At 67.0% G+C, this 26494-nt stretch carries 13 protein-coding genes and 2 pseudogenes; 4 read left to right on the top strand and 11 right to left on the bottom strand.

All coding sequences use genetic code 11. The features are described 5' to 3' along the window. Positions 1-9: 9 nt before the first annotated feature. The 3 genes from cyp51 to ON19_RS13110 form a co-directional block, all read right to left on the bottom strand. Positions 10-1362 carry a lanosterol 14-alpha demethylase gene (gene cyp51 / locus ON19_RS13120; protein WP_043690826.1) on the bottom strand — a complete coding sequence of 451 codons (1353 nt, stop codon included), beginning with the start codon at positions 1360-1362 and terminating at the stop codon, positions 10-12. Positions 1363-1476: 114 nt separating this feature from the next. Then, a complete protein-coding gene (locus tag ON19_RS13115; protein WP_043690883.1) occupies positions 1477-3144 on the bottom strand; it encodes a 4Fe-4S binding protein in 1668 nt (555 codons plus the stop codon). Between the two features lie 64 nt (positions 3145-3208). Further along, positions 3209-4072 (bottom strand): alpha/beta fold hydrolase, encoded by an 864-nt coding sequence (locus ON19_RS13110; RefSeq protein ID WP_043690824.1) that lies wholly within the window; start codon positions 4070-4072, stop codon positions 3209-3211. Positions 4073-4299: 227 nt separating this feature from the next. Here ON19_RS13110 and ON19_RS13105 point away from each other — a divergent pair, with 227 nt between their 5' ends. The 3 genes and pseudogenes from ON19_RS13105 to ON19_RS13095 all read left to right on the top strand — a co-directional run. After that, the gene (locus ON19_RS13105; RefSeq protein WP_051168822.1) at positions 4300-5577 is read left to right on the top strand and encodes a glycosyltransferase family 4 protein; all 1278 of its coding nucleotides are present in this window, start codon (positions 4300-4302) and stop codon (positions 5575-5577) included. Next, complete coding sequence (locus ON19_RS13100) at positions 5571-6302, top strand: class I SAM-dependent methyltransferase (RefSeq protein ID WP_043690823.1); 732 nt, start codon at positions 5571-5573, stop codon at positions 6300-6302. Before ON19_RS13105 ends, ON19_RS13100 begins: the two co-directional genes overlap by 7 nt. Then, positions 6289-7305 (top strand): annotated as a pseudogene (locus tag ON19_RS13095) (prenyltransferase); the annotation flags it as partial. The gene ON19_RS13100 and the pseudogene ON19_RS13095, both read left to right, overlap by 14 nt. 8 nt (positions 7306-7313) lie before the next feature. Here the strand turns inward: ON19_RS13095 and ON19_RS13090 are convergent. The 4 genes and pseudogenes from ON19_RS13090 to ON19_RS13080 all read right to left on the bottom strand — a co-directional run bounded on the left by ON19_RS13090 (position 7314) and on the right by ON19_RS13080 (position 10333). Then, entirely contained in the window at positions 7314-7997 is a 684-nt protein-coding gene (locus ON19_RS13090) for a class I SAM-dependent methyltransferase (RefSeq protein ID WP_043690822.1), read from the bottom strand. 175 nt (positions 7998-8172) lie between these two features. After that, positions 8173-9255: a phosphotransferase gene (locus ON19_RS13085; protein WP_227954777.1), complete on the bottom strand. Its 1083-nt coding sequence runs from the start codon at positions 9253-9255 to the stop codon at positions 8173-8175. After that, positions 9252-9407: a hypothetical protein gene (locus ON19_RS41835; RefSeq protein ID WP_157229689.1), complete on the bottom strand. Its 156-nt coding sequence runs from the start codon at positions 9405-9407 to the stop codon at positions 9252-9254. Before ON19_RS41835 ends, ON19_RS13085 begins: the two co-directional genes overlap by 4 nt. A 3-nt stretch (positions 9408-9410) precedes the next feature. Next, positions 9411-10333, bottom strand: a pseudogene (locus tag ON19_RS13080) (SDR family NAD(P)-dependent oxidoreductase). Between the two features lie 236 nt (positions 10334-10569). Between ON19_RS13080 and ON19_RS13075 the strand changes: the two are divergent. After that, positions 10570-11643 (top strand): magnesium and cobalt transport protein CorA, encoded by a 1074-nt coding sequence (locus tag ON19_RS13075; protein ID WP_043690820.1) that lies wholly within the window; start codon positions 10570-10572, stop codon positions 11641-11643. A 173-nt stretch (positions 11644-11816) separates the two neighbouring features. On the opposite strand, the gene ON19_RS13070 is transcribed toward ON19_RS13075, so the two are convergent. The 4 genes from ON19_RS13070 to ON19_RS13055 all read right to left on the bottom strand — a co-directional run bounded on the left by ON19_RS13070 (position 11817) and on the right by ON19_RS13055 (position 26485). Beyond that, positions 11817-12452 carry a DUF4760 domain-containing protein gene (locus ON19_RS13070; protein ID WP_043690818.1) on the bottom strand — a complete coding sequence of 212 codons (636 nt, stop codon included), beginning with the start codon at positions 12450-12452 and terminating at the stop codon, positions 11817-11819. Positions 12453-12582: 130 nt separating this feature from the next. Further along, positions 12583-13329 (bottom strand): PI-PLC domain-containing protein, encoded by a 747-nt coding sequence (locus tag ON19_RS13065; RefSeq protein ID WP_083899336.1) that lies wholly within the window; start codon positions 13327-13329, stop codon positions 12583-12585. Positions 13330-13370: 41 nt separating this feature from the next. Continuing rightward, the gene (locus ON19_RS43700) at positions 13371-16394 is read right to left on the bottom strand and encodes a helix-turn-helix domain-containing protein (protein WP_043690814.1); all 3024 of its coding nucleotides are present in this window, start codon (positions 16392-16394) and stop codon (positions 13371-13373) included. A gap of 71 nt (positions 16395-16465) precedes the next feature. Next, positions 16466-26485, bottom strand: a complete 10020-nt coding sequence (locus ON19_RS13055; RefSeq protein WP_157229688.1) for a preprotein translocase subunit SecA — start codon at positions 26483-26485, stop codon at positions 16466-16468. Positions 26486-26494: the final 9 nt, after the last annotated feature.

Raw genomic sequence — 26494 nt, 5'->3', positions numbered from 1 at the left:
GAAGTGGGATCACCGCCGCCGACGGCGGTAACGGACGCGGCACGGCTGGGCCAGCTGCACCACCATCTTGGAATGGTCGTTGCGGTAGGTGTCCGATGGCTGCGCCAACTCGAACTCCCAGTCCCGCAGCAGGATCGAGAAGATCGCCTTCAACTGCATGAGCGCGAATGCCGCGCCGACGCAGCGGTGGCGGCCGGCGCCGAAGGGAATCCAGGTCCAGCGGTTGACCAGATCCTCCTGCCGCGGATCGAGATAGCGACCGGGATCGAAGGTGTCGGGAGCCGGGAAGTCCTCCGGAATCCGGTTCGACACCGCAGGGGTTGCGGCCACCATCTCACCGGCGGCGATGCGGTGTCCACACACCTCGAATTCGTCACGCGCGATACGCATCAGGATGATCAGCGGCGGATGAAGGCGCAGCACCTCCTTCAGCGTCGCCTCCAGATTCGGAATCTGGCGCAGTGCGCCGTGACTGACCTCGGAACCGTCGGCGTACAGTTCGTCCAGCTCGGCCACGACGGTGTCCATCAGCTCGGGATGGCGCAGTAGCTCGATGATCGTCCACGCGGCGGTGCCGGAGGTGGTGTGGTGCCCGGCGAACATCATCGAGATGAAGATGCCGGTGATCTCACTGGCCGAGAATCGCGGGGCGCCGTGTTCGTCCCTGACCGAGATCAGGATGTCGAGCATGTCGCGGTCGTCCTTGCCTGTGGCTGGGTTCGCTTCGCGCTGATTCATGATGCCCTGCACCAGTTCCACCAGCTGCGCGCGCGCCTCGTCCCGGCGACGGAAGCTGTCGATCGGTGCGTAGGGATCGACGTAGGCCAGGGCGTCGGTGCCCTGCTCGAGCTCGTGGTACAGGTGCGCGAAGCGGGAATCGAGCTGGTTGCGGAATTTGACACCGATCAGGCAGGCCGAGGACGTGTAGATGGTCAGTTCGGCGAAGAAGTCGAGCAGGTCGATCTCCCCCTCCTCGCCCCAGTGCGCGAGCATCTGATCCACTTCGCGCGCGATGGTGCTCGCGTGCCCGCGCATGTGCTCGGCTCGCAGCGCCTGGTTGTGCAGCATCTCCTTGCGGCGTTCCGGCGGGGCGTCGAAGACGACGCCCTCACCGAAGATCGGCTTCATGAACGGGTAGGCCGCCCCCTGGTCGAGGTCCTCGTCGCCGGCGCGGAAGAAGAACTCGTTGGCTTCGGCGCCCGACAGCAGGATTACGTCGCGGCCGGCCAGTTCGAAGGAGCCGACATCGCCGCATTCGGCGCGCACGCGGCGCATCAAGGCGATCGGATCGGTGCGGAACTCCTCGAGGTGACCGTGCTCGCCCCCACCTCCGGACACTTGCTGCGGCTTGACCAGTGCCATGGGAATCCTTTCAGGGGTATCTGTCCAGACATGATATGGACACATGTCCGGACGGTACTACAGTCAGCAATCCGCGACAAGCGCCGCGAACAGTAAGGCCAGAATTTGGCACATCTATCGGGCGCGTGCGGTGGCGACCATGTACTGGACACGAGTGAACTTGACGCGAGGGCGGTCGAGCGCCGCGCCGTTGGCGCGTTCAGCCGCGTCGATCAGCGACCAGCCGGACCTGTCCACGAGGTCCGGGCAGCGGCGTGACAGCAGTGCGAGCAAGTCTTCGCGGTCGCGCCGGGGTGCGACCAGACCTCCGGCAGCGAAATCGTCGACCAACCCAGCGACGGTCTGCTCCGCGTCGCCGCGGTTGGTGCCGATCACCCCGCGCGCGCCACGCTTGATCCACCCGGCGACATAGACACCGGGCACCACTGTTCCAGCGCTGTCCACCACCCGGCCGCGCTCGTTGGGAACGATGCACGCGCCAGGATCGAACGGCACATCGGGTACCGGCACGCCACGATAACCGACGGCACGCAGCACCAAGGAGGTCTCGGCGGATGAGGTGCGCTCGGTCGCCACCGCCACCGGACCCTGCGGCGACTCACGAAGCTCGTTGTGGGCCAAACGTAGTAACTCGACTCGCCCCGCCCCGTCCAGCGCGACCGGTGTGACGCGGAACCGGAAGTCGATGCGGCGGGACGCGCCGGTGGCACCGCGGGCGGCGTACTCCTTCGCCAGGGTCAGCTTGAGGCGGGTCGTCGGATCGGTGGCCGGATCCGACAATGCGGCGGCCACGTCGTCGTCGATATCGGCGGGGTCGATGACGACATCGGTACCGGGCAGTTGCCCGAGCGCGAGGAATTCCGGGCCGGTGTAGGCGGCTTGCCGAAGACCACGCCTGCCCAGCAACAGCACTTCGCGAATTGCGCTCTGCCGCAATGCTTCCACGGCGTGATCGGCGATATCGGTACGCGCCAGATGATCCGGATCGGCGGTCAGCACCCGGGCGACGTCCAGCGCCACATTGCCGTTACCGATAATGACCGCGCTCTCACCGGACAGGTCGAAGTGGCGGTCGACGTAGTCGGGATGCCCGTTGTACCAAGCCACGAATTCGGTGGCGGAGTGGCTGCCGGGCAGGTCCTCACCGGGTATGTGCAGTCGGCCATCGGCGGATGCGCCGACCGCGTAGATCACCGCGTGGCAGTACTCGAGCAGTTCGGTGTGTGAAATATCCCGTCCGACGTCGACGTTGAGGTGGAACCGGATCGAGTCGCGTTTGAACGCCGACGCGAACATGGCGGTGACACCGCGCGTCTCGGGGTGGTCGGGCGCGACGCCGTACCGAGCCAGTCCCCACGGCGCAGGCAGGCGGTCGAACATCTCGATCTCCACATCGCCCCGGCCGAGCAGGTGTTCGGCCGCATAGCACGCCGCGGGGCCGGTGCCGACGATCGCGACGCGCAACCGGCCGGCTTCGCGTGACAGTCGTGCGGGCGCGGTGGCGGCGCTCATATCAATGTCGAGCGGATGGTGCTGGAAATAGGCGGCATTGATCTCGGCGTATCGCAGCAGGTCCACGGGCAGCTCGTCCGCACCGTAGATCGCGCCCACGGGACAGGCATCCATGCAGGCCCCGCAGTCGATACAGGTGCCGGGGTCGATATGCAGCATCTCCGCGGTCGCGAAACCGGGATCGTCGGGCCGCGGCCGGATGCAATCGACGGGGCACTCCGCGACGCAACTCGCGTCGTTGCAGCACCGCTGTGTGATGACAAAGGCCATGAGCACACCTTCCATGGACAGTAGATCGGACAACGTCGCACCCACCACGGGGCGACGTACCGGCTCAGTCGCCGTGCGCGCTGACAATGCGGTGCACGATCGCCGCACTCAGCCGATCGGGCACCTCTTCGGGAATCCAGTGACCAACCCCGTCCAGCGCCAGGAACTCATAGGGCGCATCGACATGGCGTACGCAGCGTTCGGCGGCCCACCTCGACACCGCGATGTCGTCGGTGCCCCACACGAAGGTCGACGGCACCCGCACCGCCGAAATGTCATGCCAGTCCTGCCCTTTGGCGCGATACCAATTCAGCGCGGCGGTCATGGCACCCGGTTGGGACAGCACTTCGATGTGGCTCTGTGCGATTTCCATGGGAACAGCCGCGCCGAATCCGATTCGCAATGCCGCGGCGGCGTCGGCCAGTAGCATCTCTTCGCTACCGGGCTCTTCCAGCAACGCCATGTACCGTGATTTCTCGATTTGCTCCGGATCCGATCGCATCGCTTGCGCGAACGCGGCGGGATGCGGCACCGACACCGCGGTCAACGAGGCCACCCTGGTGGGATACGCGGCGGCGACGCTCCACGCGACGATGGCGCCCCAATCGTGCCCGACCAAATGCACCCGTTCGAGACCGAGCGCATCGCACAGTCCGATGATGTCCGCGGTCAATTCGGCCAACCGATACGCATCGACCGCCGCGGGGCGAGCGCCCGGCGAATAGCCGCGCTGGTTCGGGGCATAACTGGCGATCCCGAAACCACTCAGCCGCTGCGCGACCACAGACCAGGACGCCGCGCTCTGCGGAAACCCGTGCAGCAGTACTGCGACAGTCCGGCCCGCGGTGCCCGGACTGGCGACCTCAGCGTGAACGTCGAAGCGGTAGTCGCCCACGTCGACGGAAAGCGTCGGCGTTGTCGTCGTCATGAACAGCAGGCTAGTGGGCGGAGAGAATGTCGTCCAGACAGCTGTCCATACATTGATTGCGCGACAACTCGCGCTACACCGCCCCCACCATGACGCATGACTCGACGGTTGCCCGCCGAATCTGCCCATAGTACTGTCCAGACAGCTGTACAGCGTTGTGTCCACGCGGGCAGCTACGACGTGGCTGACATCGAATGGCCGCTCGAAGAACGATGAAGGAAGCCGCCATGCGCATCGCCCTGTTGTCCTACCGCAGCAAAACCCACTGCGGTGGGCAGGGGGTCTATGTCCGCCGACTCAGCGCCGGGCTGGCCGATCTCGGCCATCAGGTCGAAGTGTTCTCCGGTCAGCCCTATCCCGAGGAACTCGATCCGCGCGTGCGCCTCACCGAGGTGCCGAGCCTGGATTTGTACCGGGAACCCGATCCCTTCCGCACGCCTCGACCCGGCGAGATCCGCGACCGCATCGACCTGCTGGAGCTGGCGACGATGTGGACGGCGGGCTTCCCGGAACCCCGGACGTTCAGCCTGCGGGTGGCCCGGTTGCTCAGCGGCCGGGCAGCGGATTTCGATGTCGTGCACGACAATCAGTGCCTGGGCTACGGGCTGCTCGACATCGCCCGGGATCTGCCGGTCGTGGCGACCATTCACCACCCGATCACCCGGGATCGTGAAGTCGACCTGGCAGCCGCGCCCTGGCGACGAAAACCGCTGGTGCGAAGATGGTACGGCTTTCTCGGCATGCAGCGGAAAGTCGCGGGCCGGATACCCGATCTGATAACCGTGTCCTCGTCCTCGGCCGCCGACATCGTCGACGACTTCGGCGTTGCCCCCGAGCGCTTGCAGGTGGTGCCCCTCGGCGTGGATACCGGACTGTTCCAGCCCGGCGACCGGCCCCGGGTGCCAGGCCGAATCGTGGCGGTGGCCAGCGCGGACAAACCGCTCAAAGGTATCGCCCACCTCCTGCACGCCGTCGCGCGGCTGCGCGTCGACCACGAGATCGAGTTACAGCTGGTCGCCACGCTCGAACCCCATGGCCCGACCGCGAAGTTGATCGCCGAACTCGGCCTGACCGACATCGTCGCGGTCAGCAGCGGGCTCTCCGACACCGCACTCGCCGCACTGCTCGGTTCGGCCGAGATCGCGTGTATTCCCTCACTCTACGAGGGCTTTTCGTTGCCCGCGGTCGAAGCCATGGCGAGCGGGACCCCGCTGGTGGTCAGCCGCGCAGGCGCCCTGCCGGAAGTTGTCGGCCCGGCGGGGCGGTGTGCCGACCTGATCGACCCCGGCGACGAAGCCGAGCTCACCCGAGTGCTCGGCGCCCTGCTCGACGCGCCGGACCGCAGGCGACGGATGGGCCAGGCCGGGCGCGCACGTGCCCTGGAACGGTTCAGCTGGGAATCGGTGGCAGTGCAGACCACCCGCGTGTACGAGCAGGCCATCGCTCGACGTGCGCATACGTCCAGTCACACCGACCGAGCCGAGACAGGAGATTTCGCATGCTGACAGTCGATTTCGATCGGCTCGGGATCGGACCGTCCACCCGGGTCATCGATGTCGGATGTGGGGCAGGCAGGCATTCGTTCGAGGCATATCGCCGCGGCGCCGATGTCGTGGCCTTCGATCAGGATGTCGCCGAACTCGCCGGGGTCGAGACGATGTTCGAGGCCATGGCCGCCGCGGGCGAGGCGCCGCACTTCGCGACCGCCACCGTGACCGCGGGCGACGCCCTCGAACTGCCCTTCCCCGACGACGAGTTCGATTGCGTGATCGCCTCGGAGGTGCTCGAGCACATTCCCTCCGATGCCCGAGCCATCGCCGAACTCGTGCGCGTGCTCAAACCCGGCGGCCGGCTCGTCGTGACAGTGCCGCGCTGGCTTCCGGAGCGTTTGTGCTGGCTGTTCTCCGAGGAATATCACAGCAACGAAGGCGGACATGTGCGCATCTACCGGGCGAGCGACCTGCGCACGCAGGTCTGTACCCGAGGTCTGCACTATCTCGGCCGCAACCACGTGCATGCCCTGCATGCGCCCTACTGGTGGCTGAAATGCTTGGTGGGCGTGTCGAAGTCCGATCACCTCCTGGTTCGCGCCTACCACCGCTTGCTGGTGTGGGACATGATGAGCAAACCCGGGCTCACCCGCGTCGCGGAATCGGTACTCAACCCGTTGATGGGCAAGAGCGTAGCGCTGTACTTCGTGAAGCCGGCGGTGCGATTTGCCCAACGTTGACCTACCCGCGGTACGAGGTGTGATCACCGCCCGCGAGACATTGCTGACCGCCCGATCCATCGCGGACGTGCAACAGACCTCAGGTGCCATTCCCTGGTTCTCCGGTGGGCACACCGACCCCTGGGACCACATCGAATGCGCGATGGCGCTCACCGCGGCAGGGCTGCTCGACGAGGCCCGGCGTGCCTACACCTGGTCGGCGCAGACCCAGCGCCCAGATGGCTCGTGGCCCAGGCAGTTCCGCGACGACACGATCGAGGATCACGCTACGGACACGAACTTCTGCGCCTACATCGCCACCGGTGTCTGGCACTACGTGCGCAGCACCGACGACATCGCCTTCGCCCACCTGATGTGGCCGGTGGTCTCGGCCGCGATCGACTTCACGATCGGCATGCAGCAAGGTCGTCACGGCGAAATCTTCTGGTTGCGCGACAATGGTGGCGTGGTGGCCGAGGCGCTGCTCACCGGCTGCTCGAGCATGTTTCACAGCATCGGCTGTGCGCTCGCCCTAGCTGCGCGACTGGGCCTTTCACAACCGGCCTGGGAAGCCGCGAGAATACGTCTGGGGCACGCCATTCGGCGGCATCCCGAAGCGTTCGCCGACAAGAATCGGTACTCCATGGACTGGTACTACCCGGTTCTGGGCGGAGCGGTTCGCGGCGCTGCCGCCGCAACACGAATCGCCGATCGCTGGGCCGACTTCGTCGTCGGTGACATCGGAATCCGTTGCGTCGCGCATCAACCCTGGGTCACCGGCGCGGAGACGTGCGAGCTCGTGCTGGCCCTGGACGCTCTCGACGATCATGAGCACGCCCGCCGCCTCTTGGCGGCGATGCAGCATCTGCGCGAATCCGACGGATCCTATTGGACCGGCCTGGTCTTCTCCGACGGCAAACGCTGGCCGGAGGAGCGCACCACCTGGACCGGTGCCGCGGTGATCTTGGCCGCCGACGCGCTCTCTCGGACCACCACCGCCAACGGCATATTTCGCGATACCGCGGCGACGGCTCAGCGGCGAGCCGGCGTCGGTATCCGTCCGACGGTGCCCGCGACCCGCTCGAGTATCCGCAACGAACCCGTCGCCGAGACGTCTCGGAACTCTCCGCTGTCCAAAGCTCGCTGGTAGATCTGAAACGGCGCCCGGCCCCCGTCCCTGGGGTCGGGAAACACATCGTGGATGGCGAGGGCCGAACCGATCGCGACCCAGCCGGCCCAGCCCTCGAAGTCACGATGCGCGGCCGGTTCGGAATGACCGCCGTCGATGAACAAGAACTCGATCGGCGTGCGCCACATCCGTGCCACGCGCGCCGACTCCCCCACGATCCCGATCACGGTGTCGGCCAGACCGGCCTGGACGATTGTCCGGCGGAAGGCCGTCACTGTGTCGAAGCGTCCCGTCACCGGGTCGATGAGCGAATCATCGTGGTACTCCCAGCCGGGCTGGTGTTCTTCCGAACCGTGATGGTGATCGACGGTGTACACGGTCGAATTTCGCTCGCGAGCTGCCGCGCCCAGCAGCACCGAAGATTTACCGCAGTACGTACCGATCTCGACTGTCGCCCCACCGCCGCAGAATCGCTGTGCCGCTTCGTACAGCGCGCGCCCCTCGACTTCGGGCATGAAGCCTCGCGCAGCGGCAGCGAGCTCGAACAACTCCGCCACCGACAACACATCCGGATCCGCCAGAACCATACCGCCAACCGCCTTTCGAACGGACGCGACCGCCGTCTCGCCGAACGGAGAGATGGACACCTGTCTGGACAGTACTACGGTAATGTTCCGGCCACAATGGCCGCACCGTAGCGAGGCTGATCAAGCACCGCGCAACCCACTCGGACACCTCCGCCGGATCCACCGCTGAGCGGTTTCACCGCAGCGCGCCGGGCACGAGATCATCGATCGCGGTAGCGCTGCGGTCGAGCATGGTCAGGAACATCGCGTCGCCACGCTCGGTGGGCAGGGCGGCACCACAACCGAACACCACGATGAGCGGGGCTTGAATCAGCGACGACACATAATCCCGCCTGCATTGCTCAGCGGTGTATCCGGTGACGCCGTAGTCGACGAGCGCTCGGTGGTAGTCCTCGATGATGCGACGCTCACCGGCGCGGCGGTCTTCGATCGACAGACTGGTCGCAAGCAGAAAAGCTATGTCTCGCAACGGCTGTCCGACGGTGATCGTCTGCCAGTCGATGATGGTCACCGCCCCCTCCGGGGAGAACATCACATTGTCGATGCGCAGGTCGCCATGGATGAGCGCGAAGTGGCGTAGCGGGGCCACCATCCATTCGCCGGCGCAGGCGACCAGCCACTCGACGGCCTTGCGTTGCAGATCGGTCAAGCGGGCATCGAAACGCTCGGTGAAGGCCAGAGCCATCGGCGCAAGCACCGACTCCATCAACTCCCGGTCCTCGTTGGTCGGCAACGCCAAACCAGCGGTAGTCAGCAAGGTGTCGTCACACCAACGCGGAGCATGTAGTCCTGCCGCCGCGACGGCAACGGCTCGGGCTTCCTCGATACGACATCCGGCGATCTGGTCGCCCTGAACCGCGGGCGCGAGATCATCGAGCAGCAGCACGAACTCACTGCCGGACGCCGACATCACCGCGGCATGGCAACGCGGCACCGGCACCCGGAAGGTACCGGCCAGCTCACGGTAGAACCGCACTTCGTTGCGGAACGCGCCTGAACCGAACCGACGATGATCGTCCGGTCGGGTCGCGAGCTTGGCGATCATGGTGGCGGGCAACACGGTCGGGCTGCGGTAATCCAGCGTGAGGCGATAGGAGCCGGCCATCTGGCCCGAGCCCACCGGCACGGCGGATACGCTCGCGACGACCGCCTCGTGCCCGTGTGCGTGCAGCACTGCGGTGAGCCATTCGGGAGTGAGATGCCCGACGTCGGTCGGTATATCGATCGGTGCCGCCGGCACCCCGTGCGGGCTTGTCACGAAGCTGCTCCTGATTTCACGACTTCGACAGCGGCCACCCCGGGGTTGGCCGGAAGCGTCTGCCGACGGGACCGGATCTCGCGGTACGCCGCGACGACCGGCGCCAGTTCGGAGGGCGTGACCGGATGCTCGGACAACGCGTAGTACCTCACGTCCTACCCCGCGGTATTCGAGCGACCGGACCTCCGGCCAGTGATCAGCTGACGCAACTCCTCCGCCGTCCACGGCGGCGCATCCTGGTGGTCCCGGTAGCCCACGACGGTGGGCGTGGGGCGTTCGAATCGGCCTACGAATCCGCCTGCCGCGATATAGATCTCACCGGTGATATCGGCAGCGAGATCACTGGCCAAAAACTCATAGAGCGGCGCCGCGTACTCCGCGGGCGGAGCGTCGAGCGAACTGCGCATCACCGCCTCATCGAGCAACTGCCGCCGATAGAGTTCGAGAATACGAGCCTCATACGCGAGTCCGGAGGAAAGGCGGGTCTTCGCTCCAGGGCAGACGACATTCGCCCGCACTCCGTATTCCTTCAACTCCGCCGCGATCGCCAACGTCAAGCTGGTTACCGCCCCCTTCCCTGCCGCGTACCCGGTCCCGCCGTAGTCGCCGAGGTAGGCGAAGGAACTGGTGTTGATGATCGAACCTCGCCCCTTCTCGACCATCCGGGGGGGGCGGCTGCGCGACAGGTGTTGAACACCGTGGTGAGATGCGCCTCCAGTAGCGCACCCCAATCCCAGGGCGTCACGTCCAGAATCGAAGAGGCCGGGGGTTCCGCGACTCCTGCGCAATTGACGAGAACATCTATCGCGCCGAACTTTTCGACACATTCCGCCACTGCTTGCGTCGCGATGCCCACATCGGCCGCGGAGCCGGCCACGCCCACCGCCCGATTTCCAGAGAGCGCGATCGCCCTGACGGCCCTGTCCACGGCGGCCTCGTCACGTCCATTGATCACAACGCCCGCGCCCCTTTTGGTGAGTAGTGCGGCGACGGCGAAGCCGATCCCCCGGCTACCGCCGACGACGACCGCCCCCGCCCCCACAACGATCGCTCGCCACTCATTTTGCAATCCGCTCACTTCGACTACTTCCTTACCACATCGCCGCGGGGGCGCAGGCTGCCCGCTGTGTCAGCTTGAACCGGACTCTACCAGACAGTTGTCCAGACATGATTACAGACAATGTGTTGTTGCAAGGGAAGTGTCTGCTTTTTCTCATACCGCAGCTCGGATCGTCGCGATCACACCGGTCGGCAGCTGATGTCAGCGGCCGGCGGGACTCACGTGCCCGAGGTGGCGGTCGTAGCATTCATGCGGTGTCGCCGAGTTCATCGCTTCCCTCGTTCCGCCGGTCCAGGCGTTCCCCTGTCGCTGTGCCGCACATCCCGGTGCCGACGGCGCGGGCGATCGTGGATTGCGGGGTCTATGTCGATGGTCACCGGCTGCCCGGCCGGTTCACTCACGCCGAAGCGTTGGCGGCGGTGCGTGAGCGGGGTGAGGGGTTCGTGTGGATCGGGTTGCACGATCCGGACGCCGCGCAGATGGACGACATCGCCCGCACGTTCGGGCTGCATCCGTTGGCGGTGGAGGACGCGGTGCACGCCCGTCAGCGACCGAAGCTGGAACGCTACGACGACACCTTGTTCCTGGTGATGCGTACCGTCGCCTATGCCGAGCACGAACTGCACAGCGTCAGTGAGATCGTCGAGACCGGCGAGCTGTTGATCTTCACCGCGCCGCAGTTCGTGGTCGCGGTCCGCCACGGCGAGCACTCCGGCCTGGCCGGTGTCCGCCGCGATCTGGAGGCCGACCCGGAGCGGCTGCGCCTGGGGCCCGGTGCGGTGTTGCATGCGATCGCCGATTACGTGGTGGATTCCTATCTCGAGGTCACCACTGCGGTGGAACACGACGTCGATGCCATGGAAGAAGAAGTGTTCACCCCCGGCTCCCAAGTGGCGATCGCCTCCATCTATCAACTCAAACGCGAAGTCGTCGAGCTGCGGCGCGCGGTCAACCCGCTCGCGTTGCCGCTCGAGACGCTCGGGAAACCCGAGACACCGCTGTCGAAGGAGGTGCGTCGTTATCTGCGGGATGTGGCCGATCACCACACTGTGGCCGCCGAACGCATCCACGACTTCGACGACGCGTTGACCGCGTTGATCGGCGCCGCACTGGCCAAGACCGCGCTGCAGCAGAACACCGACATGCGCAAGATCTCCGCGCTGGTGGCGATGGCCGCCGTACCCACGATGATCGCCGGTATCTACGGCATGAACTTCGAACACATGCCCGAACTCGAACAAGTCTGGGGATACCCCGCCGTCCTGGCCCTCATGATCATTGTCTGCACCGTCTTGTTCATCGTGTTCCGCCGCAAACACTGGCTCTGAAGAAGGGATGGGGCGGCGTGCGCTGGCACGGTGTCCTCGGGCTACCCAGCAGCTGCCTGGCCGACGCGGAAGCGGACTCGGGCCCAGCGCCGAAGCGACACGACGCTCGACCGGCCGCTGCCGGTCACCGCGTCCTGGACTGACCGGAGGTTCCGATCCGATCGTGCGAAACCTCAGTCGGCAGCGGGTGCCGACTCGAGAGGGAGCCCTCGAGCTGGTGCTGACGCCCCCAACGGTGCGGTTCCATTGAGCGAAGCTCTGCCGCTCAAGCGTGCGGCAAGTGTTTCGAGTTCTATGTAGAGGGCCGGTCGTTGGATCCGTTTCCGCTCCGCCGTCACCCACGACGAGTACATTTCCGCGACGCGCTTGAATCGGGAGCCCGAAGTGCGTTCCAGCAGCGTGTAGTCGAACACGTTCATATTGACGGCGGTCGCAAACGTCTCGTAGAGGCTCATGAGTCGGCGCAGTTTATGGAAGTCGTCCGAGTCGGGTACCAGTGCGGCCTCCAGGAAGGCTGGGTACCGCGTGTCCGATTCCAGGATCGGGACCTCGTTCTGGAGCTCGTGCTGCTGTGGAAGCGTCGTCGCCATGAACTTCAGCGTTTCGGCTTGTCGCACCCGACGGTTCTCCTCAGCGGCCTGTTCTGCGGCCAGGACGGCCTGCTTTGTCGATTGATCGAGCGAACGCCGTGCGTCATCGACTTGCTGCCGCAGCAGCTTCAGCTGGCCGATCAGCAGAAATATCGCGGCCCCGCTGACGAGTAGGCTACATGCGGACACAATCAGTGTGCATCCCTCGAACACAGTCACCCGCCGGAGTCTGATTGCCGCCGAATTCTGCAGGAAGAGGCAATCGGCGTGTCGCCGAGTGTCCGACTACGAAAGAACCAACCAGTCAGTCATTTTGACCTTCCGGTGGGTTTTTCTGGATCCGGACCCGTCATCGACCCGGGGACCCCGACCACGGCGTGGACCTCGGTGGACCGTCCGGTGGTGGTGTCGAGGGTGGGAACGCCTCGGGTATCCGGAGTCCGCTCTCGACGACCTCCGCGCGCAGAAGTGCGAGATCTTTCGTGTTTCTCGTCCATATCGTGCCGACGCCCATCCTGAGCAATTCGCGCATCCGGACGGAACCGGTTCCGCCCCAAACCGCGAGGGGCATTTCCGCCTCGGCGGTCTGCCGCACGAAATGCTCGGACAGCAACAGGTACGGGATGGCGACACCGGTAGCCCCCGCACGGCGCGCATCATCGAAGAGGGCGTCGATCTTCTCGGCTCCGGGCCGCAGCGCGCGAGCCATCCAACCGGTGGCGGCGCGCATCCCCTTGGTGACTACCGTCAGCGTGTTGACCATCGCCACGCGCTGCCAGTCCGGTGCCAGCTCCGCGGCTGCCGTCAATACCCGATGGTCGAACGCGTGCAGCTCCCCTCGTCTGCGGTGCCGCTCCAGCGTGGCCGCGATCTCCGTCACCTTCGCCCGGACCTCCGACTCGGACCAGGCGGGTCCCGCGGGCACCTCCACCGACAGCACCGCATCCTCGAATGCTGCCGACCGGCACATCACTTCCAGGGCAGCCACATCCGCGGCAGTCCGGCCCACCTCCACGACGATCGCATTCACCCCGATCATCAGGGCGTCGGCACACGCCCGCCCCACATCCGCGAGCCCGCCTTTTCCGAGTTGCATCACGAGCCTCGGCCCCACCCCCGCTACGGCGGACGGACCCACTACCGCTCGGGCTGCCTCGACCGGAGCCGACCGCGGACCGCCGGCGTGGGCAGCCCGGCGCGCGCGTCGACCGGCCCGATGAGATCGGTGGGGGCGGCGCGCCCCGGCTCCCCCGCACGCACCGGATCCGTTGGCGCGTCATCCTCGGGCCGGCTGCCGATGAATCCCTCAGGCCCGGTGCTTCGTCGCTCACCGCCCCGCGCTTCGGCTTCCAAGCCGGGGTAGAAGCGGCTCATGAACGCCGTGGCGATATCACCCGGAGCGTCCAGTCCGGCGAGGAGACGCAGCGCGTAATCCGGACTGATGCCGAATTCACCCCGGGGGTTGTGCGCGCGCTCTTTCTGACTCAAACCGGTCAGGCCCACACCTGCGCGCGCCGCCAGCTCCGTGCGTGACAGTCCCTTGCTCGTGCGAGCGGCGATGATCCAGTCCTTGGGATGGCGAAACCGGTCGGACCGGGGATCGGGAAACTCGCCGTCTTCGTGCGGGAAATACTCTCGGAGAACTGCCTCGGCCACCTCGCCGGGAGCGCCCAGACCTTCCAGCAGACGCACCGCCATATCTCGCGTGATCGTCACGCCACGCTCCAGCGAACCGATATAGGTCGCCGAATTCGGCACGCCGATGCGAGCGGCCAATCCGGCCTGAGTCAGTCCGTGAGCCAGGCGAGCTGCCTTCAACCACAGCCGGAACGGCTGAGTGCCGTTCGGGGTCGGCCACGCTGCGGATGGAGCCGAGCCGTCGGGCGGATCGTGTGCCTCACTGTCGGAGAGCCGCGACCATGGCGTCGCCCGCGGCGTCTCCTCCGGTACCTGCGTACGTGAAGACTCACCCGGTTCGGGTGGCCTGCTTCCGATGAATCCGTCCGGCCCGGTCATGTCCTCGCCTGGAGCGGAATCACCCTGCGAACCCGATGGTTTCGGCGGCTGATCCGGCTCCGCGCGCGCCTTGCTCCACGGCGTCGGCCGGTTCTGCTCACTCGCGGTGACCTCGCCGGATTCACGATGGTCGAACGCACCGCGCAATCGGGCGACCGTGTCGGCGAGAACGTCTGCCGCGGCCGCGGTTGGCAACCCCAGCCGCTCGGCGGCGCGAGCCAAGGGCATGCCCTCGACCAGGTGAAGCATGACCAGCCGCTCCGCGGTTGCGGGGTCGGCCATGTCGGCAAGTGCGGCGCGGACAGTGATCGCGAAGTCGGTGTCGGAGAACCCCGCGGGAACCGGATCGGCTACATCCCGGTGCATGGACCCGTCGTTGCCGCTGATCGGCGCGTCCAGCCGCAGAGTGGGTCGAGCCAGGATTTCCCGAGCCAGCGCGACATCGGCCACCGTCAATCCCGCTCCCCGAGCGATCTCGGTGTCCTCGAGCGCCGCACCCGCGGAAACCATCCGGTGGATCTGCGCTTCCACCGTGCTCACGAGCTTCCGTGTGCGATTGTCGAGATCGGGGAAGCGGAGCGCTAGACGGTACCGGAACACAGCTGCGCGGCAACCGGCCCACGCATGAGCAGCGAACGACGCGGACGGCACGTGGTTGGCGATCGCGCTGAGCATCCCGATCCAGGCGGCCTGTACCGCATCGTCACGAATATCCGGCGGCTCCCGACGCGCCACCGCCTTCGGAACCCACGCGAATCTCTCGAGAATCTCCTCCTGGACCTCTCTTTCCTCGGGCGAACCCACCCGAGTCACGACATACCGTTTGAACAGTTCTTCTTCGTCTCGATAGCCGGACCGCTCGTATCGATCCGCATAGAATCGCTCGACGATCTCCAGCAAGAACTCGCCACCGACGCCCTGCGCTCGACACAGTTGCCGCAATTTGCTCAGCCGCGGAAGATAGCGATTGTTCTCGATACTGGAAAGAGTGCTGCGAGGCATCCGCGCTCGCCGAGCGAACTCGGTCGCCGACATTCCTTCGTCGTTACGTAGCGCCGCGATCCAACGCCCCAGTGATTCGTGGGAAGCGGGATCGATATCGGCGGTGATGTCCGGGTAGAAGTCCCGCACCGCCTGGATCAGCGAGCTACCCGAGACTCCCAGCGCCCGGCAGATTCGCCGCAACGTGCCGAACCGCGGTCGTCGATTCTCGGTCTCGACCTGACCCAGGTACTTCGTGGACAGGCCGGTCACTCGGGCGAGTTCGGCGCGGCTCATGTCCCGGTCGTGACGCAGTGCGGTGATCCACGTGCCGAGGTCGTGTGCCGCCGGCTCGAGGTCGAGATCTATGTGCGGATAGAAGTGCCGGGTCGCCGCCCGCAGCAGTTCGTCATCGATACCCGATACCGCACAGATTCGCCGGAAGACCGCGAACCTCGGCACGTAATTTCCGGTCTCGATATGGGCTAGATGACCCCAGCCGGGCCCGATCGCTTTCGCGAGTTCGGTCCTGGCCCAATCCCGGTCGTGACGCAGAGCCACGATCCAGCTGCCGGGCGACGCGGGATCATGCGCGCCCGGATCGAGTTCGAGTTCGAGATCCGGATAGAAATGGTGGGTGGCCACCCCCAGCAGTTCCGGCGCGACTTCGAGGGCCCGGCAGATCCGCCGGAAGATAATCGAGTTCGGAGTGTATTCTCCGCCCTCGATTCCGGCGATGAACCCTGCCGACGTGCCCGCGGTTCGCGCCAACTCGGCCTGGGTCATGTCCTGGCTGTGCCGCTGTGTCATGATCCAGTTGCCGGGTGAGGCTGGATCGTGCGCAGTCGGTTCGAGATCGAGCAAGATATCCGGATAAAGGCTTCGCGCAGCCTGCCCCAGCGCCTGCTGCCCCACGCCCAATGCTCGTGCAATCCGGAAGAAGAGGTTCGGTGGCGGGCGATCCCCGTTCTCGATCTCCCAGATCCGCGTCGGCGTCACTCCGACCGCGCGTGCGAGGTCCGCTTTGGTCATCCCCCGGCTGTTGCGATGCGCGGCGACCCAGCTACCCGGCGAATTGTGCGCAGCAGCATCGGTTTGGAGTTCGACACCCGGATAGAACCGCCGAGTAGCTTCGGTCAGCGCCTCGCCCGCTACTCCCAGCACGCGGCAGACCTGCTGAAAAGTGCCCAGTGAGGTCCGTCGCCCGTTCTCGATATTGGACAGTGCCGCATTGGTCAGGCCGGCCGCTTGCGCGACGTCCTTCTGCTTCCTTCCCTGTTCGAGCCGCTGCCCCGCGTCATCAGCGGCGCCTGGAACAGCAGGTAGACCGCGTCGGCGAAACGCCGCAGCACGTCGACAGACGGTTGCGGCGACCGCTGGTCGAGAGCTGCGGCCAGTTCGGCCAGGGCAGCATCGAAGATCGTCCGCTGATCGCCGGCCTGCGCGGTCTCGATCACGAACCGGCCACGTTCGAGCGCGTACAGGACGTTCCCGTCGACACGGGCGCCACCGGGCAGCTCCACGACGTTCTGCAACACCTTGCTGCCCGGCGCCTCGACGTCCATCCGGCTTCTGACGAGACGGCCGATCGCGAGCGTGGTCCAGAACGCCGGTGTCCCGACGCCGCCGTGCCACTTCCCGGTCTGCGGATCGCGGCGAACCCCGGCACGCAGACCGACCAGGTGACCCACCATGTCCGTATTGGGCGCGTCGTCGCTCAGCCTGGTGCGGAAGTAGTCGGGATGGCTTTCCCCGTGTTCCCCCACCACGCTCGGGTCGCGCCCGACGGCCCACACCTGCCGCATGTAGCGCTGTTGCGATATCCAGAAGTACAGTTCCGCCAGCACCCTGCGACGCACCGCCGGAGTCGGCGCCGAATCCCACCGGCTGACAAGCTTTCCCAATCCGCGATTGGCCACATACGCCTGCCAGAGCGAGAACATCCGCAAGGCCGCGCTTCTGCCCGGATCGTTGCTCCTCATCCGCAACCCCGGCACCGGGAAATGCTCGCTACGAAGCGGTCCCCGCCCGGCTCGCACCTCCTCGTTGAGCAGGCGTACATCGCTCGTCAACGCCGAATCCGGCCGCGAGTCGAGCGGCGCGGGCGTGCGCTCCGGTGGTCTGCTGCCGATGAATCCGTCGTTGCCCGTGTCCGGCCGGCTCCCGACGACAGTCACGGATCCCGGCCACAGCCGCAGCACGGTGCCGTGCCGGTCGATGGCCAGTGTTTCGCGCAGGTTCGGTATCGGGTGCCGACGCAACGCCAGAGCCAATTCGCCCGGGTCGGCCGTCGAGTCGGCCAGGTTCACCACGATTCGCTCGGCCTGGCGTTTCACATACACCTTGCGGCGGATTTCGAAGCAGATATTGCTGACCTTGCCGGTGGCCGGCGAATAGCAGTCGAAGAGCCGTCCCTCGATACGGAAGTCGGGCAGACGCGCGCCGGATTCGACGGGGTGCTGCTCTACTCGGAACCCGGCCCGAGCGAGGACGATCGCCGCCTCGTTCTGCCGCCGCAAGCCCCGCTGTTCTTGCAGGAAGCCGGGCGGCCCCTGGCCGGGGCCGAGGACCGGGACGACGGCCTCCGATCCGAATGGCACCGCGTCGGGATCGGGATCACGAGACGGCCGGGTCAGGTCGGCGTCGCCTGTTCCCTCCGGGTGGGCAGCCGAGGCCGAGATGGGTTGATTCCCCTGCGCCGGGAGAGCGATGACGAGGTCGGGGGTGATCTGCGGTGGCCGACCGGCGGTGACGTACTCGTGGATCGCCCACTGCGGCGTGCCGACCGCCGCGCCGTGGATGTCCGTCTCGGCGAACCCGACCGCGAGGGCCTCGTGTTCACGCAGCTGAGCCTTGGTTTCGTCGGCGAAGGCGTACACGGGCAGTCGCGCGAGCCAGGTCTGCTCGAGTTCTCGGATCAGGCCCAGTTCGTCGAGCCGGGACCAGGTCTCGTGCAGAACTTGTCGCAGGGTCACCGACAGGAGTTCCACGGCATCGATCGCGTGGACGAATTCGTGGACAGCATCGTGGTGGAACGGCCGGTCACCGATCGGATTGAAACCGCGCTCGCGCATTTCGATTCCGCGTTCGACAGTCCATGCCGGCCTGCTCGCATTGCGCAGGCTGAACTGTATTCCCAGGGTCCGAAACGTCGATTCGGAGTCGCGCTGGGCGAAAGATGCGGCGCCCGCGTTCTCGTCACCCAGGTAATCGATCCACAGTCCCCGGATGTTGGTACGGCTTGGGAATCTGGTGAGCATTTCGTCCAGCGCCCCGAGGATCTCCTCGACGACGTGGGCGGGAACATCCGGATGTTCGAATCCCACGATCGTGATGTGCGGGTAGTCGAGGTTGAACGCCTCGACCAGCCGCGCCTTGGCCTGCGCTTCGACCTGGAGCCCGGCGCGATGCGATATCTCGTCCGGCGTGCGCGCGGCGCGCCACTCCACCTCCGCCAACGCGTCCATGTACCGGCCATGTATGCGATGCAGCGCGGGCTTGTACTCGTTGGGTACCGGAAGACCCGAGATCCACGATTGCAGGTACGCCACCCGCTCCCGGATGGTCGACAGCTCCGACCTCGGCAGGTCATGGTGCTGCCACACCTCGCGGCCGTCGACTTGCCGCACGAACATCGCGGCGAATGCACCGGTCGGCGTCGCGTCGATCGCGGATGGGGCGCGACCACCTCTCACCTCGTTGTCCGGGCCCGCACTCCACTCTCGCGCGGCGCGGTTCGTCCTGGTCACCGCGTCGAAAAGGCCGAGCCGCGTGGCCGAGCGCGAGCCGAGAATCTCCTGATCCAGTGCCGGCAGGCTGTTGCCCGGCTGTCCGGGAACGATCTCCCGATAGACGGTGTCGTCCTCCAGGATCAGGCAGGTACGCCCGACCGGCGCATCCATGATCGCAGCGACTTTCCGCTGCAGCACCTGCTCGAGAGCGGCGACCGGGTCGGCGTACGTCTCCGCGAACACCCGGGTGCCGTTGCCGAAGGTCACCGACTCGACCCGCACTCCCGGCGCATCCTCGACCAGCGAACGCTCCGCTGGTCCGGATGCCCTGCCCGCGAGCACCAAGTCCTGGAAGTCGGGACCGGCGGACGAGCTCTCTTCCCGTGGCCGGCTGCCTATGTAACCACCTGGCCCGCGCATCCCGCCGACACGGGCCGTTCCGAGGTCCTCCGCCCGCACGGCGGGGTTCCCCGAAACATCGTAATCGACAACGGGTTTCAGCCGTCGCACATCGTAGCCCGCGGTACCGAGTTCGGCGCGCAGCTCGATATTGCGCAGCAGCATGTCGGTCAGGGCGTCGTCGTGACGGCCCTCCTCCGCGATCACCACGACGGTACGACTCGGCAGCAGGACCGTATTCGGCGTCACCCACCGGGCACCGGGGTGGCGCCGCACCACATCGGCGGCGACCGCGGCGACGGCGGTGTGATCCTGCGCGTCCTGCTCGGCCCACCACCGCGCGACCCACTCGGCCAGCTGCTCGACCCGCGCGACCTTCGCTTCGATCGCCTGCTGCCAGCTCAACCAGTCCGCGGAGACCCCGGCGTCGCCCGGACGGTGCGAGCGCGTACGCCGCATCGACGCGTGTTGCCGGGCGGCATGCTCACGCAGGCGGGCGATTTCGGCGGACCAGCCCGCCCGATTCAACAGCTCCGGAAACTGGACTCCGGTCTGGTGCGCCAGCGTGCGGCAGCGCACCTCCCAGAGGCGGCTCGGCCGAACGAAGGTCACTTCGGCTTTGTGATAGTCACCGGGTTCGCCGTCCAGGTCGCCGACGACGACCTCGGTGAACCCTCTGCGGTCGGCCATCTTTCCGGTGAACGTCGCGCGCGCCGCGTCTTCCGGTGACAGTCCCCTCCGGATGCCCGCGTTGAATGTGTCGAGATTATCGGTGAGATGTAGGCGATCCCGCACCCAGTAGCCCTCGATCCCGTGGACGATATCGCCGAGTTCATCCCACATTTCGTCGAACATCACCCCACCGCCCGGTGTGCCCTGGGATGTCTTCAAGACGGCGTGCAGGTTTCCTGCCAGACCGACCTCGCCCGACGCGCCGAGAGGGACACGCCTGTCGTCGACACCGCCCTGTTCGGCCGCGTAGAAGTTCCGGTACCGCTGTACCGGCGTCGATACCACCCAGCTGGTCAGCCGCAGCATGGTGCGCTCGTACCACTGCCCGAAGCCACGGTTCTCGAATTCGGCGGCGAGTGCGCCGAGGCGATGCCACAACGACAGAATGTCGGCCACGAGGGCGTCTTCGGGGCGTTCGCCGAGCACGGTCATACCGACCGGCGAATCGAAATACGTGGTCGGCACACCCAACACGGACGTCAGCCAGCCCAGTTCGGGTGTGCCGCCTTGCGCGGCTGCCCTCTCCGCATCAGCAGCAGTGAAACCCGCCGCAATGCGCTCGTACCAGGTCGGCTCGCGGTCGCGTCCCGCCGGTGGCCTGCTACCGATGCGGCCTGCCACGGAGTCCGCGGCCGTGCCGCGCCTTGCCGGCTCGTCCTGCGGCATCGCCGGGCCGGAGCCGACGTTCGAGGGCTGCGTATCCGGTTCACTCGTATCGGCCGGGACGGAGCTGTCCGGTAGGGAGCCGTCGCCGGGCGGGCGATGACCGGCGAGCGCGAACTCGTCCCGCCGCAGCGGTGGGGCCCGGCTCGACCAGAGCGATGGTGGGGGAAGTCCGGGGTTCTGGGAGGTGACAGCAGAACGCTGTGTTGCCGAAACGCGGGCGAGGGGTTGGCCTTTGTGGTCGAACTCGATGGCGAAAACGCCGCGATCGGCCTCCTTCAGTCGTTCGATGAGCGCTTGCTGCGCACGCCGCCACTGCGGGAACGGGACAGCCTTGTTCAGCAGCTCGGGCCGCCCCGCCAGATCCGCCGGGGTGATCGGCACCTGGCCCGGAGCGGCCGCAATGTCCACGACGACCAGATTCGGGGCGTCGCGCCGATCGCTGTCGTTCACCAGCAACACCAAGTGGCTCTCGACTTGCCCCTTGTTCATCCACTTGTAGACCAGCGCCTGGCTCCCGCCGGGGCACTCTTTCAGCGATTCGGCGGCCTCGTCCAGCGACCCGAATGCCCGGAAGGCGCCGCCGAAGGCCCGCTGCGTGTCTTCGGCGTCATGGCCTCGCAGTGGCATGTCGTCGGGCATGTGGTAGGCGTGCTCGTTATCGGGGTACAGCACCCGCATCACTGTCACGCCGTTGTTGACGCAGCTCTTCGGGCTGCGCTGGTGGATGGCGACGATGAGGTCGAGCAGGGCGGTGACGGCCAGGTAAGTGGAAGCGGCGAAAACGAGGAGTTCGGTGGCCGGGTCGTCGGCAATTTCGGTGGGGGCGAGAACGCGGGCGGCCGCGTCGGCGAGCACGTCGCGGGCGGTGGCGGCGTTCACCTCGGTGGCGGGAACGCCCAGCCGGTCCGCCAACTCTTCGCGGGCCGTATCGACGGTGGCGCCGACTTGGCGCACGCCCTCCGCGCCTGCGACCTGGGGAGGTTCCCAGCCGAGTTCGGCGGCCAGCCGGTTGCGCTGCGGAGTCAAATGATTCAGCGCTTGCTCGTCGGTGAGGGCGTCCGACCGAATCACCGCCGCGGACGGGGCGTAGTCGAGGTGCTGGTTCAGCGCTTCCACAGCAGCGGAGGAGACGCCTGCTCGTTCCAGCAGTCGGCTCAACGGGTCGTCGTCATCGTCGGTGTCGAACATCGCGGCGGCGGCCTGGACCGATGCGGGAATCCCCAGCCATCCGGCCAGCCGCGCGAACCGGTCCCCCCGCAGGTGCGGTTGGACGGCGTCAGGCCCGGCATGCAGGGCCTCCATCGCGGCACGGTCCATACCCGCCCCGGCGTCGCCGGTGTCCGACCTGGTCTGGCCAACGCCCGCCGCAGTATGGGCAGCGCCCGGCCCGGTGTGCAGGACGCCCGCGGCGATGGTGTTCTGGGGCGAGGTGGCCGAGGTGGCAGCGAGATCTCCTGTGGCCGGGGGCGCGTGGGCCTGGTTGGCGCGGCGCATCGCACGCTGCAGATACGTGCGGTCGGCCGCGTCGTTCTGCAGGGGGGAGGTCAGGCTGCGCATCTCCCGCTCGGCCGCGGCGACATCGGCCGCGGTGGCCGCGACCTTCGTCCGCGCTTCCTGCACGGACTTCCCCGGTTGCGCCGCATCCGTATCACCCACCTGACGGGCGGTTTCGGTGTATTCGGCGGTGGCCTCGGCGTGCTTGGCCACCGCGGCTCGGTAGTGGGTGACCGCGACCCGCGCACTGTGCTGCTGCGCATCGCTGTAGAGGCGATCGGAGGCGGCGACGTTGAAACAGAAGCTCCCGTTGCGGCCGTTGCGTCCCGCACGCGCCGACCACTGATGGTCCTCGTCCGGATTGGTCGGCGAACGCCCCAGCATGTGCGCGTGCACCCCGCCCAGCTGATCGACCTCGTCGCTGATCGACACGTCGAAACCCCGGCCGAGCATCCCCGTGCCGACGGTCACCGCGCCCCGAACACCCGCGGTGTCCTTGACCGACAGCAGGTGCTCCTCGGCGGCATTGTTGTCGCGGTGCTCGGCGAACCACCGGGCATCGATCGCATCGTGCTCCACGTCCGCCTTGGTCAGCATCAGCGAGAACTTCCGAGCCAGATCGTTGAACGGGCAGATCACCAGTACCGGCCGCCCCTCGGCCTGCAACTGCTGCACCCGGACCACTGCGTCCCGCAATTTCTCCGGCTCGGTGAGGAATATCCGATCCTCCTCCCCCACCAGTTTCGACCGGCCGAAGTCCTCCACCTTCGCCAAACCACCCTCGACCGGGAAATTCTCCTTGATCTCCGCCGCGGTCCGCTCCAGCGTGCCCGACATCAGATGCAGATGTTCGTACCCGCCGAGCACGTCCTCCACGGTGACCTGCTTCGATCCCGTCCCATCGGAATACACCGGGGCACCGAACATCGCCTCCACCATTTTGTGGCGTCCTCCGAACCACCGGCTCTCGGTGCCGATCTTCGGATCGCTTCGCGGCTTCCCGTACTCGTCGAGAATCTGGAGCTTCTTCTCGAAACCTTCTCCGAAAACCTGGAAATCCCGATTCAGTTTCAACCGGCCCGCCTTGACGTCCAGGAAAGCACGGGCCATCTCGGTTTCCTCGGCGGTGAATTTCCGCCCGGCGTAGCTTTCCCACAACCGGCTCACCGTGTCGAGGCACTGCTCGGGTTGCTCGCGCAGCAACCGCGCCGTCAGCGTCCGTGCCGCCCCGACCTCCTCCGCCGACATCGCCCGTACCGCTCCGGCCTGCTCCGCCGTCAACGGCCCATCGTGGAGTGCCTCTTCGAGATGCACCGACAGATCCTTCGCCGCCGTGATTCTGCTGCGCAAGACGGCTTTCAAGAAGTCACGCACCCGGTACACCCCGGCGGCCTCCACCTCCGAGGCGATCTCCCGCTGCCCCTCGGACTGATAGTGCACCGTCTGGTTGTGCACGAGCACCGCGTCCGCCTCATCGATGGTCGCGGTCTTCCCCGGCGGCGGCCGGTCGAACAGCTCGGCGGTCGCGCGCTCGTCGTAGGTCATGTAGTACACGGTCGGGCGTTGCGCCTCGCCCGGCGGATTGTGCGGATCCCAGCGCGCGACCTCGTACCCGAGACTGCGCAGCACCGGTGCGAATTCCCGGACTCCCTCGTTGGCCAGCACCTCGGTCGTGGTGATCACATGATGCACCCGCACCGATTCACCGCTCGCCAGCTCCACCGGCTCCCCGCGCGACAACTGCCACAACGTATCCAGCGCACCGACCATGGACTTGCCCTGCCCCGTGCCCATCTGACGCATGAACCCGTGCTCGCCGAGCAGGAACGCCTTGATCTGATTCCACCGCGGCGTCTTCCCGGTCCCCTCCCGCATCGCGTCGATGTACCGCAGCAGCGACTCCACTCGATCGCCGTGCTCCATCGCGTGCCTGCGCTGCTCCCACGACTCACCGGCCAGCTCCTCCTGCCGCAGCCGATACAACGCCAGCGCCTTCTTCGCCGCAGCCTTGAACTGCGCCTGCCGTTCGGCGGTAAGGTCCTGCTTCGTCGCCGGATCCGCCGAAGGCAACCCCACGAGTTCCTGTGCCAGCTGCTCCGCCCGACGGTCGGGTCCGTCCTGCACGGACGGGCGAGCGTCAGCGGGCACCGCATCCTCGGAGCGCTCCACCGACGGCTCGTGCGCCGGCGGTAGGTCCGCCTGCTTCGGCGCCGTAACCCGCGCCGGGCCCTCCCCGCCCGCACCATGGCGGCCGGACGCATCGCCCGCCTCCGCCGGCGGATCGACCTTCGCCGGTCCCGGCCCCGGCCGCGCAACCGCGGGCTCGTGTCCAGTCGCCCCGTCGCCGACCGGAGCCCGGGCGCTCCGGCTGCCACCGACCGCGGGCGCGTCGTCCTCGCCGTGATCCGCCGATCGCTGCGGGTCCGAACCGGAGTGGTTGCCGCCCGCGCCCGACAGGACCGCGCCGGCAGCCACACCACTCCCAACCTGCGCACCACCACCAGCACCGGGAACAGCGCCACCGGCCTGCGCACCGCCACCACCGCCGACACCGTGCGCACCGCCACCGCCTTGCCCATTGCGAGCCTGCGCACCGCCGCCACTACCGGCCTGCCCGCCGTCCCCGGGTTGCGCATTGCCGGCGCCACCGGTCTGCGTACCGCCGCCCTGCGCAGGATGACCGGTCTGCGCAGCGCCACTCCCGCCCTGCGCATTTCCACCGGTTCGTGCAGCGGCGCTGGAGGGCTCATCGCCACCGGCGGGGATGTCTACGGGGGGCGGCCCATCGCCGGCGCGATCTGCCGATGCCCGGTCACTCTGCCGCGCAGCTGAATCAGGCTCCCCCGATTGCCCATCCGGCCCCGCCTGACCGCTCGCGTGTCCATCCGCCGCCGGAGCCTGCTCACCCGATCCCGAATCGGCGAGACGCCGCGTCAGGTCTCCCGACTCGTCCGGCTCGGGCTGCCCATCGCCTTTCCCTCCTGGCGGACCCGACGAAACCAGTTTCTCGCCAGGCTGCGATGCTCCGGCGCCCGTAGCGTGGCCGGGCGTGGCCGAGTTCGCGGACCGTGGGGTGTCGGCGTTGCTGCCCACCGGAACAGGCGAAGCGGGCGTCAGCGATTTCGTACCCTGGGGAGCCCCCGCCAGCCGCAGCACGGCATCCTTGCTGAGATTCACCGTGGAAGGATCCGGAGGGATGTAGGCCCCGCTGCCGTCGACCACTTTTGCGAGGGGGGAACCGAGATTCTTGTGGGCGCCACCATGGACATCCACGACTCCGGCGAATCCGCCGCTGAGCAGCGACGCCAGGACGTCTTCGAAGTGTTCCGGCCAGCCCGTGATCAATGCCGCCGCACCCAGACCGGACACCGCGCCCGCGACCCCCTGCACCAACCCGAGCGCCGAGCGGCTGGTCTCCAGACGCGGAAAGACCCTGGGCGCGATCGTGCCCGCGGCTATGCCGCCCATCGCACCTCCGGCGCCCGACACTGCTGCGGCTTCGACCGACTTCAGATCGATACCCCTCGGGTTCTCCCCGTTCGGGCCCTTGACGGTCGTATTCCGGTCGCCGGAACCGACTTGCATAAGCTGTACCCCGAGATCCACGCCCGCGGGCAGCGCGGCGGCCTTGGCTACCGCGAACGCGAACTGGTGCGGTCCCAACGCCGACAGCCGTGCCGCCGTCTTCGCCGCGCCCACCTTGTAGGCCTGCTCCAGACCCGCGCGCATCAGCGCGACCTTGGCTCGGCCCTCGATCAGCATCGACTCCACCACGGGAGCCGCCGCAAGCTCGCCGGCCGGACCGCCCGCGGCGGCTGCCGACAGCGTCGCGATGATGCGCCAGGCCAGTTCGACGCCGAACGCGAACATCACGCACAGTGTCTTCTCCGCATCGTTGGCGGCCGCGTGTGCTTGATCGGCCAAGACCAGCGCTTCCTCCCGTAGCCTGGCCGCGCCCTCGTGGTGCAGACGCAATATCTCGCGCACTCGGTCACCCAGCGCCCCGAGCGAATCCTCTTGCACCAGAAGTTTTTCCGCATCCTCCGCGTGACCGTTCATGGCGGCGGCCTTGGACCGCAGCTCCCCGGCCATCCACCGCATACCGGACACGTCGGCGCGCGGCAGGTCGCCGCCGAATACCACCAGTTCGATCGGGCGCCGCACCACAGGGGGCAAACCCTCGAACAAGGTGCGCAGTTCCACGACCGGGTTCAGCGACAACGAACCGTCCACCGGCACCGC

This window comes from Nocardia abscessus NBRC 100374, assembly GCF_000308455.1.
Lineage (GTDB): Bacteria > Actinomycetota > Actinomycetes > Mycobacteriales > Mycobacteriaceae > Nocardia > Nocardia abscessus.
This window is presented reverse-complemented; position numbering and strand designations above follow the sequence as displayed.